13 protein-coding genes are annotated in these 15,626 nt (G+C 42.2%); 6 read left to right on the top strand and 7 right to left on the bottom strand.

What is annotated here, in order from left to right:
• The first annotated feature begins 297 nt into the window (after positions 1-297).
• A complete protein-coding gene (locus GWK51_RS06330) occupies positions 298-915 on the top strand; it encodes an LOG family protein (RefSeq protein ID WP_142770095.1) in 618 nt (205 codons plus the stop codon).
• Positions 916-977: 62 nt separating this feature from the next.
• Here the strand turns inward: GWK51_RS06330 and GWK51_RS06325 are convergent, their stop codons facing one another.
• Positions 978-1,943 carry a hypothetical protein gene (locus GWK51_RS06325; RefSeq protein ID WP_100242623.1) on the bottom strand — a complete coding sequence of 322 codons (966 nt, stop codon included), beginning with the start codon at positions 1,941-1,943 and terminating at the stop codon, positions 978-980.
• Positions 1,944-2,262: 319 nt separating this feature from the next.
• Here GWK51_RS06325 and mdtD point away from each other — a divergent pair, with 319 nt between their 5' ends.
• The 4 genes from mdtD (at position 2,263) to GWK51_RS06305 (ending at position 6,436) form a co-directional block, all read left to right on the top strand.
• A complete protein-coding gene (gene mdtD, locus GWK51_RS06320) occupies positions 2,263-3,654 on the top strand; it encodes a multidrug transporter subunit MdtD (protein ID WP_161933090.1) in 1,392 nt (463 codons plus the stop codon).
• A gap of 76 nt (positions 3,655-3,730) precedes the next feature.
• Complete coding sequence (locus GWK51_RS06315; protein WP_161933089.1) at positions 3,731-4,501, top strand: glycoside hydrolase family 25 protein; 771 nt, start codon at positions 3,731-3,733, stop codon at positions 4,499-4,501.
• A gap of 101 nt (positions 4,502-4,602) precedes the next feature.
• Complete coding sequence (gene dinB, locus GWK51_RS06310) at positions 4,603-5,658, top strand: DNA polymerase IV (RefSeq protein ID WP_161933088.1); 1,056 nt, start codon at positions 4,603-4,605, stop codon at positions 5,656-5,658.
• Positions 5,659-6,079: 421 nt separating this feature from the next.
• Positions 6,080-6,436: a RidA family protein gene (locus GWK51_RS06305; RefSeq protein WP_142769739.1), complete on the top strand. Its 357-nt coding sequence runs from the start codon at positions 6,080-6,082 to the stop codon at positions 6,434-6,436.
• Between the two features lie 39 nt (positions 6,437-6,475).
• Here the strand turns inward: GWK51_RS06305 and GWK51_RS06300 are convergent, their stop codons facing one another.
• The 3 genes from GWK51_RS06300 to GWK51_RS06290 all read right to left on the bottom strand — a co-directional run bounded on the left by GWK51_RS06300 (position 6,476) and on the right by GWK51_RS06290 (position 11,376).
• A complete protein-coding gene (locus tag GWK51_RS06300; protein WP_100242610.1) occupies positions 6,476-7,021 on the bottom strand; it encodes a DUF2726 domain-containing protein in 546 nt (181 codons plus the stop codon).
• Positions 7,022-7,344: 323 nt separating this feature from the next.
• Complete coding sequence (locus GWK51_RS06295) at positions 7,345-9,738, bottom strand: YgiQ family radical SAM protein (protein WP_161933087.1); 2,394 nt, start codon at positions 9,736-9,738, stop codon at positions 7,345-7,347.
• Between the two features lie 270 nt (positions 9,739-10,008).
• A complete protein-coding gene (locus GWK51_RS06290) occupies positions 10,009-11,376 on the bottom strand; it encodes an aromatic acid/H+ symport family MFS transporter (protein ID WP_161933086.1) in 1,368 nt (455 codons plus the stop codon).
• A gap of 246 nt (positions 11,377-11,622) precedes the next feature.
• Between GWK51_RS06290 and GWK51_RS06285 the strand changes: the two genes are divergently transcribed.
• On the top strand, positions 11,623-12,168 hold the full coding sequence (locus GWK51_RS06285; protein ID WP_161933085.1) for an NADPH-dependent FMN reductase: 546 nt from the start codon (positions 11,623-11,625) through the stop codon (positions 12,166-12,168).
• A gap of 173 nt (positions 12,169-12,341) precedes the next feature.
• Here GWK51_RS06285 and GWK51_RS06280 read toward each other — a convergent pair whose 3' ends face one another.
• From GWK51_RS06280 to GWK51_RS06270, 3 genes are all read right to left on the bottom strand, one after another.
• The gene (locus GWK51_RS06280; RefSeq protein WP_161933084.1) at positions 12,342-12,614 is read right to left on the bottom strand and encodes a hypothetical protein; all 273 of its coding nucleotides are present in this window, start codon (positions 12,612-12,614) and stop codon (positions 12,342-12,344) included.
• Positions 12,615-13,078: 464 nt separating this feature from the next.
• The gene (locus GWK51_RS06275) at positions 13,079-13,663 is read right to left on the bottom strand and encodes a hypothetical protein (protein ID WP_161933083.1); all 585 of its coding nucleotides are present in this window, start codon (positions 13,661-13,663) and stop codon (positions 13,079-13,081) included.
• 195 nt (positions 13,664-13,858) lie between these two features.
• Complete coding sequence (locus GWK51_RS06270) at positions 13,859-15,208, bottom strand: aromatic acid/H+ symport family MFS transporter (protein WP_161933082.1); 1,350 nt, start codon at positions 15,206-15,208, stop codon at positions 13,859-13,861.
• Positions 15,209-15,626 lie beyond the last annotated feature (418 nt).

Below are 15,626 nucleotides of genomic sequence, written 5' to 3'. Positions count from 1 at the left end.
AGCTGAGGTTTAAGCGCAGATGGGCTCTGCATCATCTTCTCTTTTATTATGGCAAAAATGTGTGTTCGTCCTAAGTGACAACAACCACGACTCATGATGATTCATTTGTTGTAAAACAGAATCTCAGTATAGGCAAGATCAACGCTAAATTCATCTTTTTTTCAGTGCCTGATGGGTCTGCTTCACTGAGTCACCACATTAAAGCGACCCAACGCACTACAAGCAACATCGCCTTGTCATATTTCTTGCATAAGCTAGAGCAGCCAACAAGAAAGTGATAAGGTTAAACAGAGAATGATGAATAGCGTATTAAAAATGACTGTACATGAAAAAGTAACCATTAAAACAACTCAACCCCTCATTGCGCTCTACTGTGGTTCACGTTCTGGAAATCGTCCAATTTATCAAGAAAAAGCCATTGCGCTGGCAACCGCAATTGCAGAACAAGGTTTCGGTCTGGTCTATGGTGGTGCCAGTATTGGCTTAATGGGGCAAGTCGCAGACAGCGTGATTGCACATGGTGGTCAAGCTGTAGGGGTAATTCCCGAATTTATGCTGGACTATGAAATTGCCCACCATCAACTGACCGAATTACACATCGTCAAAACCATGCATGAACGTAAGGCCATGATGGCAGAGCGTGCCAGTGCTTTTGTTGCCCTACCAGGCGGCTTAGGGACTTTTGAAGAAATTTTAGAGGTGGCGACATGGGGCCAGCTCAATCAACACCAAAAACCCATGATGCTGTATAACGTGAATGGCTTTTATGATGCCCTGATTGCACAACTGGATCATGCGGTACAAGAAGGCTTTTTACCTGCTCAGCATCGTGCCAAACTGATTGTCTGTAACCATGCCGATCAAATTCTAATTGCGCTAAAAAATCTACAAGCACCAGAACGCTTTGTGATTTAACTTTTCTTTTAAACATAAAAAAGCGAGCCTGAATGACTCGCTTTTTTATGTTTCAGGTCAAATTAACCTGAAATCTGTTGATACAACCAAGGCAAGCCTGTTGCCAACAAGACACTGACGGCTAAGCCGAACATCAGCTTCATGGCATCCTTACTCACATTGCGCGAAGTACGGTATTTATTCACTTCTGCCAAATGCATTGACATGGCGAACTCACGACCTGCCAGCAAACCAAGGAAGACCCAAGTGGTACTCATTGGAATGTTGCTCCACTCTTTGAACACCAACAAAATCAATGCATACATAAAGTCGATGATGGTGGCTGAGCGAATATCCGCAACGCCCGTTTTGGTATCAATAATGTTTTGAATGGCACCACCACGGCGGTAGAAAATCCAGCCAAGCAACACCACAAACACCAGAATGCCAAAAATCAGGAATTCAAACGGCACTTGACGCGGGACATAGACAAAAATATTGGCCAAATCTTGAATCAGCCACTGACTCCATAAGAAGGCAGTCGAGACCCACTGTAAACCGACCCAAATATGGGAAGGTTCTTTGTGACGGGTTTTACTTAGGTAAATCGTAATCCCTTTCATCACATAGCGGTACACCAAGATTGCCACCACAAAGGCAACTGCATAGCCCATCATGGATTTGGTCAGCATGGAGCTTAAGCTACTTGGTGAGAAGATGGTAAGCACTAAAAAGGTGGTACTGACTGGAATCCCATATTTGGTCAATATAATTAATAAAATCGGTGGAACAATATACAGCCAAGTAATGCCTGTTTCTGGGAAAGGAATGGTTTCCAAACGTCCATAAGATGCATCACCAATTCCTGAGGCATACCAACCATAAAGTAAGACAACAATCAGAATACTGCTGGTATATAGCCAAAGAACCCACCAAGGGCGGTGTGCATTGGAGGAGATAAAGGTCCCCAAAGTTTGTGGCACATCATTTCCGACAATTGAGTAAGCTGCTAAACAGAAGCCTACAATCATCAAAATCTCGATTGTCATAAAACCTAAACCTTTGTCAGTCAAAAGGACCCCTTATGGGGAAGGCTCATAAATTATGACATTTTTATTTCATTTTCATGACACTGTCGTGACCAGTATGATAAGAGCTAAGATGTATTATTTATTTATCATTAAATTTCAATAAATTAAGATACTTTCTATTAATTCATTTCACTCTGATTGATTTCTATGTGGTCATCAGAAAAGCACCTGTTTCTATTTTACAACAGTAATTTGATGGCATTTTTTTGACCTATTCAGACCGCAGTTTTGCTATGATGAGCTTCTCCATTTCATTGATTATTCACACTTCCTGTCTATGAGCCAAACCACGCCGCATCGAGCCTTACAACCTGAATACCGACTCTTGGTGTTACTGGTTTCAATCGGCTTTTTTATGCAAGCGCTGGATACCACCATTGTCAATACGGCGATCCCTGCCATGGCAGCACATTTACAGGAAGACCCTTTGAATATGCACAGTGTGGTGGTGGCTTATGTCTTGGCTGTGGCGGCATGTATCCCGCTTAGTGGTTGGCTGGCAGATCGTTTTGGCGTTCGGAATACCTACTTTGCTGCGATTGTAATTTTTACCCTCGCCTCACTCGGCTGTGGGCTTTCACAAAGTCTGAATCAACTATTATTTTTCCGGATTATTCAGGGCATTGGTGGAGCCTTGCTCTTGCCTGTTGGTCGTCTGGCCATGCTGAAATTGATTCCACGCGATCAATTCCTGTCTGCCATGAGCTTAATGAGCTTGGCGGGTTTGATTGGTCCTTTAATTGGACCCACGCTGGGCGGCTGGTTGGTCGAAGTCGCGACATGGCACTGGATTTTTCTGATTAATCTACCCATGGGGATTTTGGGAATTTTAGTCACCTTAAAAGCACTCCCCAATGCGACAGAACCGAGTGTCAAAACTTTTGACTTGAGTGGTTTCCTCTGGCTCGTGGTGGCAATGGTCGGACTGTCCTTGGGCATCGAAAGTTTTGCCAGCCCCAAGCATGGTCATTGGCAAGGACTGGCTTTGGTCGGACTGGGATTACTCAGTACCGCCATCTATGCCTACCATGCCCACACCCATGAAAATGCACTATTTCGCAGTCGCCTATTTCAAAATAAAATCTATGCTATTGGCATTCTCGGTAACTTCTTTGCACGACTCGGCGGCAATGCCTTACCTTTTCTCCTGCCGTTAATGTTACAGGTTGCATTTCATTTTGAACCTTTTGTCACAGGTTTATTGATGATTCCTGCGGTACTGGGTTCCTTGGCATCTAAACCTCTAGTTCGCCCTGTCATTCAGAAACTGGGCTATCGTCGTGTCCTGATCATCAATACCTTGCTGGTTGGCAGTTGTATTGCCAGTTTTGCCTTAACCACCGCCGATACACCTTTATGGCTGCGCACACTGCATTTCTTTATTTTCGGCATTCTTAATTCGACTCAGTTTGTCGCCATGAACACCTTTACCTTGAAAGATTTGTCTCAGCAAAATGCCAGCAGTGGTAACAGTTTCCTGTCCATGATCATGATGCTGTCTATGAGTATTGGCGTAGCACTGGCAGGAACACTGGTCAATCTGTTTACCGCACATTATGGTGTAGAACAGGTCACGACAGCGTTTCATCTGACCCTGATTTATTTGGGTGCGATTAATATCATTACAGCGGCAGTGTTCTGGCAGATTCCGAAAAACAGTACCCTCTAAGACTTTTGCAAAATGCACGTGGAGTCGGTTTTGTGATCGCGTTATCATAGCGGCACGACATTAGATGAAATAACACATGAGTAAAGCAACGCGCACAAAAAAATCCAAGTCTTTGCTGGCTTCCTGCATTGGGTTGGGTACATTTGCACTTGCCGTGGTCCTTTATCTCTCTATTTTTCATCAGAATCCTGCTTCTGCGCAGGAATTTCCTGTGCAGGGTTTCGATGTCTCACATCATCAAGGCGAAATTAACTGGAAGCAGATTCCCCGTAAAAAATTCCAGTTTATCTATCTAAAAGCCACAGAAGGTGGCGATTTTAAAGATCGAAAGTTTCAGGACAATTGGCTGCAAGCCCGTGAACAAGGTTTTCTGGTTGGGGCATATCATTTTTATCGTCTCTGCCGCGATGGTCAAATTCAGGCACAGAATTTTATTGAAACCGTACCCAATAAACCTGATGCCCTCCCGCCTGTGATCGATCTGGAATATGACAGCCACTGTATTAATACCTATACCAAAGAGCAGCTGTTATCCGAGATTCAGGTCATGCATGACCAGTTGCAACAGCACTATGGAAAACAACCGATATTCTATATTTCCAAAACGTTTTACAACATTGTGCTGGCAGGCGAATTTAAACAAACCCCGCTTTGGGTACGTGAATATCAAGGACAACCTGAGCTGAAAGGCAATCCAAAATGGACCTTTTGGCAACATACCAATCAAGGCACAATTCAAGGGATCACAAAACCTGTCGATATGAATGTGTTTCATGGCTCGGTCTATGACTGGAGCATCTTTTTGCAAAAAAACGGCATTCAGCCTCTGACACCAACCTCACCTTAAAACAGAACCGTCAGAGGTTGTCGCGCAATAGAAATGTGTGTCTACACAGCACTGCCTGAGCATGCCATACTCTCCAATTCAGGGAGATTAATTTGAGTGTTATGAGAAAAATCATACATATTGATATGGATGCTTTTTTTGCATCGGTCGAATTGCGTGATCGCCCCGAACTCAAGCATCTGCCTGTGGTAATTTCCTCGCATCATCCACGTGCAGTAATTGCAGCCGCCTCTTATCCTGCCCGTCAGTTTGGTCTTCGCTCCGCCATGTCCATGAGTCAGGCCAAAAAGCTGTGCCCGCAGGTGGTGGTGATTGAGCCCAATTTTAATAAATATCGTGAAGTCTCCGAACAAATTCATCAAATTTTTCAGCGCTATACCCCACTGATTGAACCACTGTCTTTAGATGAAGCCTATCTGGATGTCACGGAAAATTTGTTTGCTTTACCCAGCGCGACCGAAGTTGCACAGCGTATTCGTGCCGAGATTGTTCAAACCACAGGACTGACCGCCTCCGCAGGTGTGGCACCAAATAAATTTCTGGCAAAAGTTGCCTCAGACTGGAATAAACCTGATGGGCTGTGTGTCATTAAACCCAGCCAAGTACAAAGCTTTATTCAGCATTTGCCGCTGAAGAAAATTCCGGGGGTTGGCAAAGTCACTCAAGAAAAATTAAAACAGCTTCAACTGGAAACACTAGGTGATTTACAAAAAATCGAAGAAAGCACCCTGATTCATCACTTCGGTAAATATGGGCACCAACTGTTTTTGTATGCGCAAGGCATTGATGATCGCCCTGTACAGGTGGAACGTGAGCGTCAACAAATTTCCAAAGAAACCACCTTTGATGATGATTTTACCTTGCAGCAATGTCAGCCTTACTGGTCCAAGTTAACAGTGCAAGTCTGGGAGAGTTTAAATCGGAAGCAACTGCGGGCACGCGGTGTCACGGTCAAACTGAAATTAAAGAACTTTCAAGTGCTGCAACATAGTAAAAGTTTTAAAAATCCGCTCCGTAGCCTTGCGGAACTTACCCAAGTGCTGGAATTACTGCTCAATGAAATGCATATTCCAGATACCTATCAATTCCGACTGATTGGTGTGGGGGTCTATCAATTAAGTACTGACGATGAGCAACCACAACTCAGCCTGTGGTAGGCATGACGATATTTTGTTTCTTTTTTAGACAAAAGAATAAAAATACAACAATTAGCCCTACACTTTTTTTATTTTTAGGTTACCCTAGTTCACGCGAGACATTATCCATGTAAACGCTGAAATGCTAAAAATCACCTTTACTTTTAGCATGTTGTCCTGTGATGAACGCGACGATCCAATCCGAGTATTACAGGGCAATTCTGAACAAGTCGCATGGTTTCAATCAATTGTCTTCTTATCATAAAACTACAAGACCAGCTCATTTCTTCTTTCTGTTCCCATTCAAATACTTAAGACTTTTTCTCAGACATGCATCGCGCTCAATGCTTCTGTCTTAGACTGTATGCTATCTACAAAACAGCATTTGCAGTTCATCGCGGATCACGTAAACTGAGTGTTCTCTTAACATCATGGAAATCACATGACGGTTCAACGTTTACATGTCGAAAAGCGTTTTTCTGAAATTGCCATTTCAGGTAACTTGGTTCATCTTGCAGGACAATTGGCTGCAGACACCAGTCTCGATATTAAAGGACAAACCCAACAAACTTTAGACATTATTGATCGTTTCCTTGCCGATGCTGGCACAGACAAACGCCATATTCTATCCGTCATGATTTTTTTAAAAGATATTGAAAATGATTATGCAGGCATGAATGAAGTTTGGGATGCATGGTGTGCAGATATGCAAGCTTTACCACGTACCTGTGTCGAAGCGAAGATGTATAAACCAGAAGTGTTGGTTGAAATGACCGTCGTAGCGGTTCGCCCAGAATAATCTGCTTACCCTCAGCTTGAACCATCGTTCAAGCTGATCTTATCCCCATACTTTCAGTTTGCGCTTTTCGTGGTTGTGATAAAAATTATATTTTTTCAATGATGTATCCAATTCTTGGGCATCAGGTTCCTGCCATTCCTTACGCAACTCACCGAAAAAGTCGCGACGAATTTGCTGATAACTCGGCACTTCATCATAACGAATCACACGATAGCCTGCCATCGAGAGCAACGCATCCTTATAATGGGCTTGCTGAAAGCGTTTGAGTACGTTCGGATCATCTAAGCCAATAATCGCCACAATTTGATGTGATGCATCCATCACCACAAAATCAGCCAATAAATTACGATACTTATTGCGGGTACGACTATATTTGGTCGTCATCAAGGCATCATAGGAAACATGCGCCAATATGGTATGCGTCGGCAAGGTTTCTTTTAAGCGGGTAAAAGCCAGCTGTTCATTCAAATTGAATACAGCACGACGTTTTAGCACGCTATCTTGTTGTTTTGATTGGCTATTAAAACTTTTAAACACCATCAAACTAAAAATTAATAGGAGTCCAATCAACAAATACATACTCATAAATTTATTCCTTAAATCTATTCTTATAATCCTGCGGCTTTATCCCGATTTTTTTTGCCGAAAATCGATTATAGCGCCTCTATTTTTATTCAAGCGTTCAAGTTAAAAAAACTACATTCATCTTGACGAAAATTATTATAAAAACTGACCACACGTGACTTGACGCGAGTCAACGAATCCGTATGTTTTTTACACACGCAAACTGAATAAAATCACTTTAGCCTAATCTTGAAGCAAGATGCAATTCATCTTAGGTCTGGTGTCAAACAATTCCGACGAATAGAAGCATAAAAAAAGACGCCGAAGCGTCTTTTTCCATTCTATTAAGCTCGCGCTTTCGGATTTTTTCTTTTCTTCGCCGCATTGGTATTAAATGGACGTTTCTCACCTGTTTCGCGTGGCGGTAAACCCGTATGTTGGGTCAAGACCTGTCCCTTTTTCGGACGGTTATTTTGACCTTGGCTATTCGAGTTACGCGTACCCGCGGTACGTTTTTGCGAATCACCTGCAACAGTCGAATTCTTCTTACGTGCAGATTTATATTCCCCTTCCGTGCCTTGTGGCTGGTAGGTCGGAATCAAATGCTGCTTCGAATTACCAATAAGATCCGCACGCCCCATATCCTTCAAAGCCTCACGGAGTAAAGGCCAGTTGTTTGGATCATGGTAACGCAAGAAGGCTTTATGTAAACGACGACGTTTTTCACCTTTCACAATATCGACTTCTTCGGTATAGCGTGCCACTTTCGCCAATGGGTTTTTACCCGTATGGTACATAGTGGTTGCCGTTGCCATTGGAGATGGATAGAAGGTCTGAACCTGATCGGCACGGAAACCATTCTTCTTCAACCACACCGCAAGGTTCATCATGTCGTAATCGGTGGTACCCGGATGCGCTGCGATAAAGTAAGGAATCAAATACTGTTCTTTACCCGCTTCTTTACTGAAACGATCAAACATTTGTTTGAAACGGTCATAGGTCCCGATCCCTGGTTTCATCATCTTGGACAATGGACCTTTTTCGGTATGCTCAGGGGCAATTTTGAGATAACCACCGACGTGATGCTGCACCAGCTCTTTCACGTATTCTGGATTCAATACAGCCAAGTCGTAACGCAGACCTGAACCAATCAGAATCTTCTTTACACCTTTAATTTCACGTGCTTTACGGTACAACTGCACCAAAGGCGCATGATCAGTATGCAAGTTCTGACATACGCCCGGATAAACACAGGAAGGCTTACGACAGTTCTTTTCAATTTCAGGATCTTTACAGTGCAAACGGTACATGTTGGCGGTTGGACCACCCAAGTCCGAAATAATGCCGGTAAATTGTGGCGCAGTATCACGAATCTTTTCAATTTCACGCAGAATTGATTCTTCAGAACGGTTCTGAATAATTCGCCCTTCGTGTTCGGTAATGGAACAGAAAGTACAACCACCAAAACAGCCACGCATAATGTTGACTGAGAATTTGATCATATCAAATGCAGGGAAACGCGCACTGCCATAAGCGGGATGCGGTAAACGTGCATAAGGTAAATCAAACACATAGTCCATTTCTTCCGTGGTTAACGGAATTGGCGGTGGATTGATCCAAACATCACGTTCCCCATGACGCTGAACCAAAGCACGGGCATTACCGGGATTGGTTTCCAAATGCAAAATACGGTTGGCATGGGCATAAAGCACCTGATCATCTGCAACTTGTTCAAAAGATGGCAGACGAATCACCGCTAACTCACGTGGTGGAAGTTTATGCTTAATCGCTTTCGATGGCGCAGCTCTGAGCTGAACGATTTGCGTATCGTCATCCAGTTGATCGCCTTCGCGTACAATTGGATTGGCAACAATTTCTTTTTGAAAATCTTGATATTGCGCTAATGAATTACCTTTGTCTTTTTCAACTTCACAACCATCAATATCATCTGTCATTACATATGGATTGATGATCGGGTCTACACGACCCACAGTATCGACATCATTCGAGGCGATTTCCACAAACTGTGCTTTAGAAGCACGATTGTGTTTATTAATAATAAATGCAGTACCACGAACATCAGTAATTTCGTGGATTTTTTCACCTTTGGCTAAACGGTGCATCACCTCAATAATCGAGCGTTCACCATTGCCATACATCAATAAATCCGCTTTCGAATCCATCAAAATCGAACGACGAACTTTATCCGACCAGTAGTCATAATGCGCAATACGACGTAAGGAACCTTCAATCCCGCCCAATAATACAGGCACATCTGGGAAAGCTTCACGTACACGTTGGCAATACACTGTTGCGGCGCGGTCTGGACGCTTGTTCGGAACATTGTCGGGCGAATAGGCATCATCAGAACGAATTTTACGATCAGCCGTGTAACGGTTAATCATCGAGTCCATATTGCCTGCGGTCACGCCCCAAGCGATGTTCGGTTTGCCCAAAACACGGAATGCTTCTGCATTGGTCCAATCGGGTTGTGCAATAATGCCGACACGGAAACCTTGCGCTTCTAAAGTACGACCAATAATGCCTGAACAGAATGATGGATGGTCGATATAAGCATCACCACACACCAAAATAAAGTCGCAACTATCCCAACCGAGTTGATCCATTTCCTCGCGTGACATCGGCAAAAATGGTGCGGGTTCAAAACATGACGCCCAATATTTGTCGTAATCAAACAACGCTTTTGGCGCAGTCTGCATGGTATAAGCAGTAGACATGGCTAGCAATTCTCGGCTGGCAGATGGAAGATCCAAAAAATAGATCAAAGATGAAAGCCGATCATTTTACCATGAATTTAATTCATCTTGCTTGATTAAAATATATACAAAAACAAGCATCTAAAAATTAATGTTTATTCTAAAATCAAAACCCTGCATCTTTAACATACTGACCTAACTCATAAACTTGCTCACATAGAAAAACCACCTTTTCGATTGCCGTAGCATCAAGCAGGTGGTCATTGAATTCATAATTTCAGAACAGAGGGCTTAACTTACCGCTGAACGTTTAGATGTCTGTAATGGCGCCTGTTCTTGAGCAGCGCCATCGACGGATGCTTTTAAATTCACCATAAATACTGCCAATGCTGCAATCGCACCTGGAATCGCAATCACCAGAAAATTCATTTGATGCGGCAACTGTAAGGTCAGCAATGCACCTGTCAAGATTGGACCCACAATCGCACCAATCCGTCCAATCCCTGATGCCCAACCCATGCCCGTTGAACGCACGGCAGCAGGATAAAATTGTGCAACAAAGGTGTAGAGTAGAATTTGTGAACCAATGGTGGCTGCACCTGCAATCGCAATCAGGCTATACAGGATTGCCTGTGGACTTTTAAAGCCGAGTAAAATCAAGGCTAAAGCACCCACAGTAAACATGATGCTGAGTACAGGTTTAAGATGGAAACGGTCTGCCAAAGCTCCGCCACCAATCGCACCGACCATGCCCCCAATGTTCAAGGCGAACAGGAATAACATGCTGGCACCCAATGAATAGCCTGCCTGAATCATCAGTTTTGGTAACCAGCTGCCCAGTGCATACACCATCAACAGGCACATGAAGAAAGCCACCCAAAACATCAGGGTACTGAAGGTACGCCCTTGCTGGAACAAGGCACGTAAGGGCGCTTCATCCCCTGCAATCACATCATTCAGCACAAACTGTGTTGCCGCATTGATGTTTTGTTCAGGGCTAATTTTCTGAACAATCTTCGCCACTTGTGCAGTGTCACCTTTTTTGGTTAAGAACATTAAAGATTCAGGTAAGAATTTCCACAAAATCGGCAAAGCGACAAACGGAATACCCGCAAGAATGAACATGATTTTCCAGCCATAATCTGCGACTAGCCATGCCCCCAGTAAAGCCGAAGTCATACCACCAATGGCATAGCCACTAAACATCACCGCCACCAAAGTACTGCGAATGCGTTTCGGGGCATACTCGGTCATCAAGGCAACCACGTTCGGCATCACTCCACCAATGCCCAATCCCGCCAGAAATCTCAAAATGCCAAACTCGACAGGCGATGAAGCAAAAGCACCTAAAAAGGTAAAACCACTGAAGATCGCCACACAGATCATAATGGTTTTCTTCCGCCCCAATTTATCGGACAAAGTACCAAAACTCATGGCACCAAACATCATCCCAAATAATGCCGTACTGGCAAGTAAACCTGCCTGTACGGCACTGAGCCCCCACTCCTGCATCAGCAAGGGTAAGGCAACGCCATAAATCACCAAATCGTAGCCATCAAAAATAATAATCAGCAAGCACCAAATCAAAACACTCCAGTGAAAGGGTGTAAATTTGGCTTCATCAACCACCGTGTTGATATTTAAGTTCTGTGTACTCATGCTTCACCTCCAACCTGTGAAGTCGTCCCAAATTAGACCACCACAATGCGGCAAAGCTGCTTTATTGTCCAAAACCGATTGCATATATAGATATGCCATAAAGGTATGCAATTACTTAATTATTCACGTTTTTATATTGTTCAAGATATAGATCGAGCAATTTTTCCGTATTATTCACAAAGTTACACTGGGAAAACCTGCACGCGCTGGTTAATTTAACAACAAGAATAAAATATCGGAAAGATCATGCTGATTTACATTATTGTGGGCAGTGTTCGTGAAGGTCGAACCGCCATTAAAGTCGCGAACTGGGTCAATGCGTGTATTCCCAGCCTTGAATTGAATGACCTGAAAATTGAGTTAGTCGATCTCAAACAATGGGATTTATCGCTCTTTGCGGGATCACATCCGCCTGCAACAGGCATTTATGATCAGCCAAAACAACAGCAATGGGCTGATAAAATTGCCTTAGCTGAGGGTTTTATTTTTATTAGCCCTGAATACAATCATGGCTATAGTCCCGCATTGAAAAATGCCTTGGATTATGTGGGCAAAGAATGGCAAGACAAACCCGCGGCTTTTATCGGCTATGGTGCAACCAATGGTTCTCGCTCCATCAGCCAAATCCGCCAAGTGACCTCAAGCTTGGGCATGATTGATCCAAATGCCGTGCTTGAAATTCGTGATATTTTTAAACGCAATAAAGATGAAATTTTTGAGGCGAATGAATTTGAAGTACGTGGCTTGCAAGCGATGCTGCACAAACTGCTGAAATATGCTACAACCCGCTAAATATAATTCTTTTGATTATTTTGAAGATAAGAAACCCTGTCCAACAGCGTTTCTTATCTTGTTCTGGTACTCGTTTGCAAAACTGTTAACTCTACGTGAATTAATTTTTTCCTGTTTCTCTTTAAATCCAGATATGGATAATTCAGTATATTTTCTTTAAGACTTGATCTCCTTTATTGAGCAATTGATGGCTTTGGTTCAAATCTCATCCTTTTGGTCTCTTTCATTGAATCAACTGATGTTAGTCGTATAAATTCTGCCACCTTAACGATGCCTAATGCTTGTCCTGAAAGTGATTGATGGTTTGCCTTTGTTGAATAATATCGATTAATTTTCCATGGATGAGCAGGAGGACAATTTTTTGGGATGACGACATCATAGATTGCTGGAATACGCTGTCCGATGATGGAAAGCAATCGTGAATTGAGGGTTAAGGTTGTTCCCATGAGGGTATCCTCTTTATCTCCTTTCCACGCCTGAGTTGCGTGTCGCTTTAATTTTGAATAGATAAAATCTCCTGAAATTGAATGAAAATCAAAGTTCGTGTGCTAATTAAAAAAGTACGAGAGGAAAAGTTACTGGATACTGACACCACCTTTATTTGTTTAATTTTCACTCAATATAGAACGCTTGTAGGCAAGCATCAAGAGTAGACCGTCTCTAGCTTTTCAAGCAAAGCGTGCTATATTTTCCCCTTTTATTCGCGAGCATGATGCGCGACTCTCTTCTGCGGTGCTTTTTGATATTTTTGTTTACACTTCAAGCAAAGTACTAATGCCATTGCTAGGACTTCGCCAGAGCAAATCTGCAATTTAGGCTAGATTTGAAAAGTCTAATATTTAAAGTTGAAAAGTAGCACTTTGAATGAGACAAAGTTCCTCGACCTTACAAATATAAGCTCACTAGATTTTTAATAAGATTTCGGTGATTGAATCCAAGCAGCACAAAGCGTCAGTACAAAATTTACTAAAGTAATTACACCACGTTTCCAGCGGTTCTTCGTCAGCAAAAACAGTAACGGCATCACACCCACGCCAAACATTAAAATTGTGCCCAACGCGAATAATGGTTCTTTAAACATCCAAACATCGACTAATACCGCAACCAGCCCCCAAGTTGACACGGCAATTAAGGCACCACGCCCTCGCCAAATGGTGCGCTCTTCATGAATCCCTTGAATATCCTTTTCCTGCTGAGGCACAACCAGTGCACTCGCAAAAAAAATGGTTAAGGACAATAAAAGCAATGCCAAAAACTCAGGTAAGGTCCATGTTCGGATCAAACTTGGTAGTTCAATAATTGCCCAGAGATATTGAATTTGCCAAATAAAAATACAGGCTGACCATGTAAGCGGAATCCAGTCTAAAGAAAAGTGACGGTAGGATCGCACCCATAAAATCATATCTGAACAAAGCCGTGTGATGCCCAAACTTAAAATAATCGAAGGAGCAACCCAAACGGCACGAAAAGCAGATTCAGCGGATTGAATTTCCAAGTGTAAATCCTCCTATTCTTTTTCTAGATAGGTATACATATTGTTATTCTTCGTTGATTTTAAATTAGATCATATTTTCAGCAATAACAATCATATTCTGCATAACTTTCATTCGCAAATTTGCCAAAAAAATACCCAAATCGATTGATTTGGGTATTTGGATTCTTGCTTTGACTCAATTAGATTGAGAACAACTTAAGCTTTAGCCGTAACAGAAGCATTGTTTTTGATCTTTTCGAGGTCACTTTCATCCATAATTAACGCGACAGCAATTGCAGTAATGAGTACGGGTAAGCCCACCGCAATAAAGTTGAAATGTGCAGGCAAATTCATACCAAGCAATGCACCAATGAGAATAGGACCAACAATTGCCCCCATACGACCAATCGCAGATGACCAACCAATTCCAGTAGAACGGACAGCTAACGGATAATATTGCGCCACATAGCTATACAACAGCATTTGCGAACCAATTGATGCTGCACCCGCCATAAAGACTAAGATATAAAGCAAGAACTGATTCGATTGGAAGCCCATCAAGCTCATCACAATCGCCCCCATAATGCCTAAACACATTAAGACTGGTTTTAGATGGAAACGATCTGCCAGCACACCACCGCCAATAATACCAACCACAGCGCCGACATTCATGGTCATCATGAACATTAAGCTGTTATTCATGGAATAACCTGCCGCCATCATCAGCTTTGGCAACCAACTGCTTAAAGCATACATGGTGAGTAAGCAGGTAAAGAAAGCCAGCCAGAACAGCAAAGTATTCATGGCACGACCACGTTTAAACAAACTCACCACATTCGCCGCTTCAGGTTCATTGGTCTGATGTAAAGCAAAGGTGGTCTCTGGAGTAATGCTTAATTCAGGCGCCAAACGTACAACAATCGGACGTGCCTGTTCTTGCTTATTTTCTTTGACAATAAACATTAAAGATTCAGGTAAGAATTTCCAAATTACAGGTAATAAAAATAAAGGGATCCCTGCAATGAAGAACATAATCTGCCAGCCAAAAGTCGGCGTAAAGGCAGCGCCTAATAATGCCGCCATAACACCACCCACAGCATAACCACTGAACATCGTGGTCACCAGTGTGCTACGCATGGTTTTTGGTGCATATTCAGATGTAAGCGCAACTAGGTTTGGCATCACCCCACCAATCCCTAAACCTGCAAGAAAACGTAAAATCGCAAATTCAGTCGGGTTTGAAGCAAAACCGCCTGCAAAAGTTAAACCGCTAAACAGCACAATACAAATCATGATGACTTTTTTACGACCAATTTTATCAGCCAACGAGCCAAAGGTCATCGCACCAAACATCATCCCTGCCAATGCAGTACTTGCCAACATCCCTGCTTGTACAGCGCTTAAGCCCCATTCATCCATCAATAATGGTAAAACTACGCCATTAATCGCCAAATCATAACCATCAAATAGAATGATCAGTAAGCACCAAGCGACAACATTAAAATGAAATGGCTTAAATTTTGCGTGATCAATAATATCATTCACATTTACTGCTTTAGCTGACATTACCCCCCCTGTGAATCGATTGTTTCATTGCACTTTAACTAGCGCTCTTCGGTTTTATAATCTGTAAATTCAGTTTAACCAGAAGTCATTCACTAAAGTAATTTATGCAATATTCACATATTTTATAGTGGTATAAAAATTCAACATTAGTCTAAATTAAAAATATAATATTGTTTTTTAAAATTCATTTATTAGGATAAATTAATTGAATTTTTTAAATTAAAATGATTTGTTTAATAGAGTTAAACTAAACTTAAATATATTAAGCCAAGAGCAATAATCAAATTTTATATAAAATTAAATTAATATTTCCAGTTTCACAAAACTCAAAGAAAATATTTTTAATAATCCTGAGCTATTTATTTTTTATTTTATTCATGAACAGTTAAATCTAATTTAACAGTCGCATAACTTCTGT

This window comes from Acinetobacter kanungonis, assembly GCF_009939195.1.
GTDB classification, from domain to species: Bacteria; Pseudomonadota; Gammaproteobacteria; order Pseudomonadales; family Moraxellaceae; genus Acinetobacter; species Acinetobacter kanungonis.
This window is presented reverse-complemented; position numbering and strand designations above follow the sequence as displayed.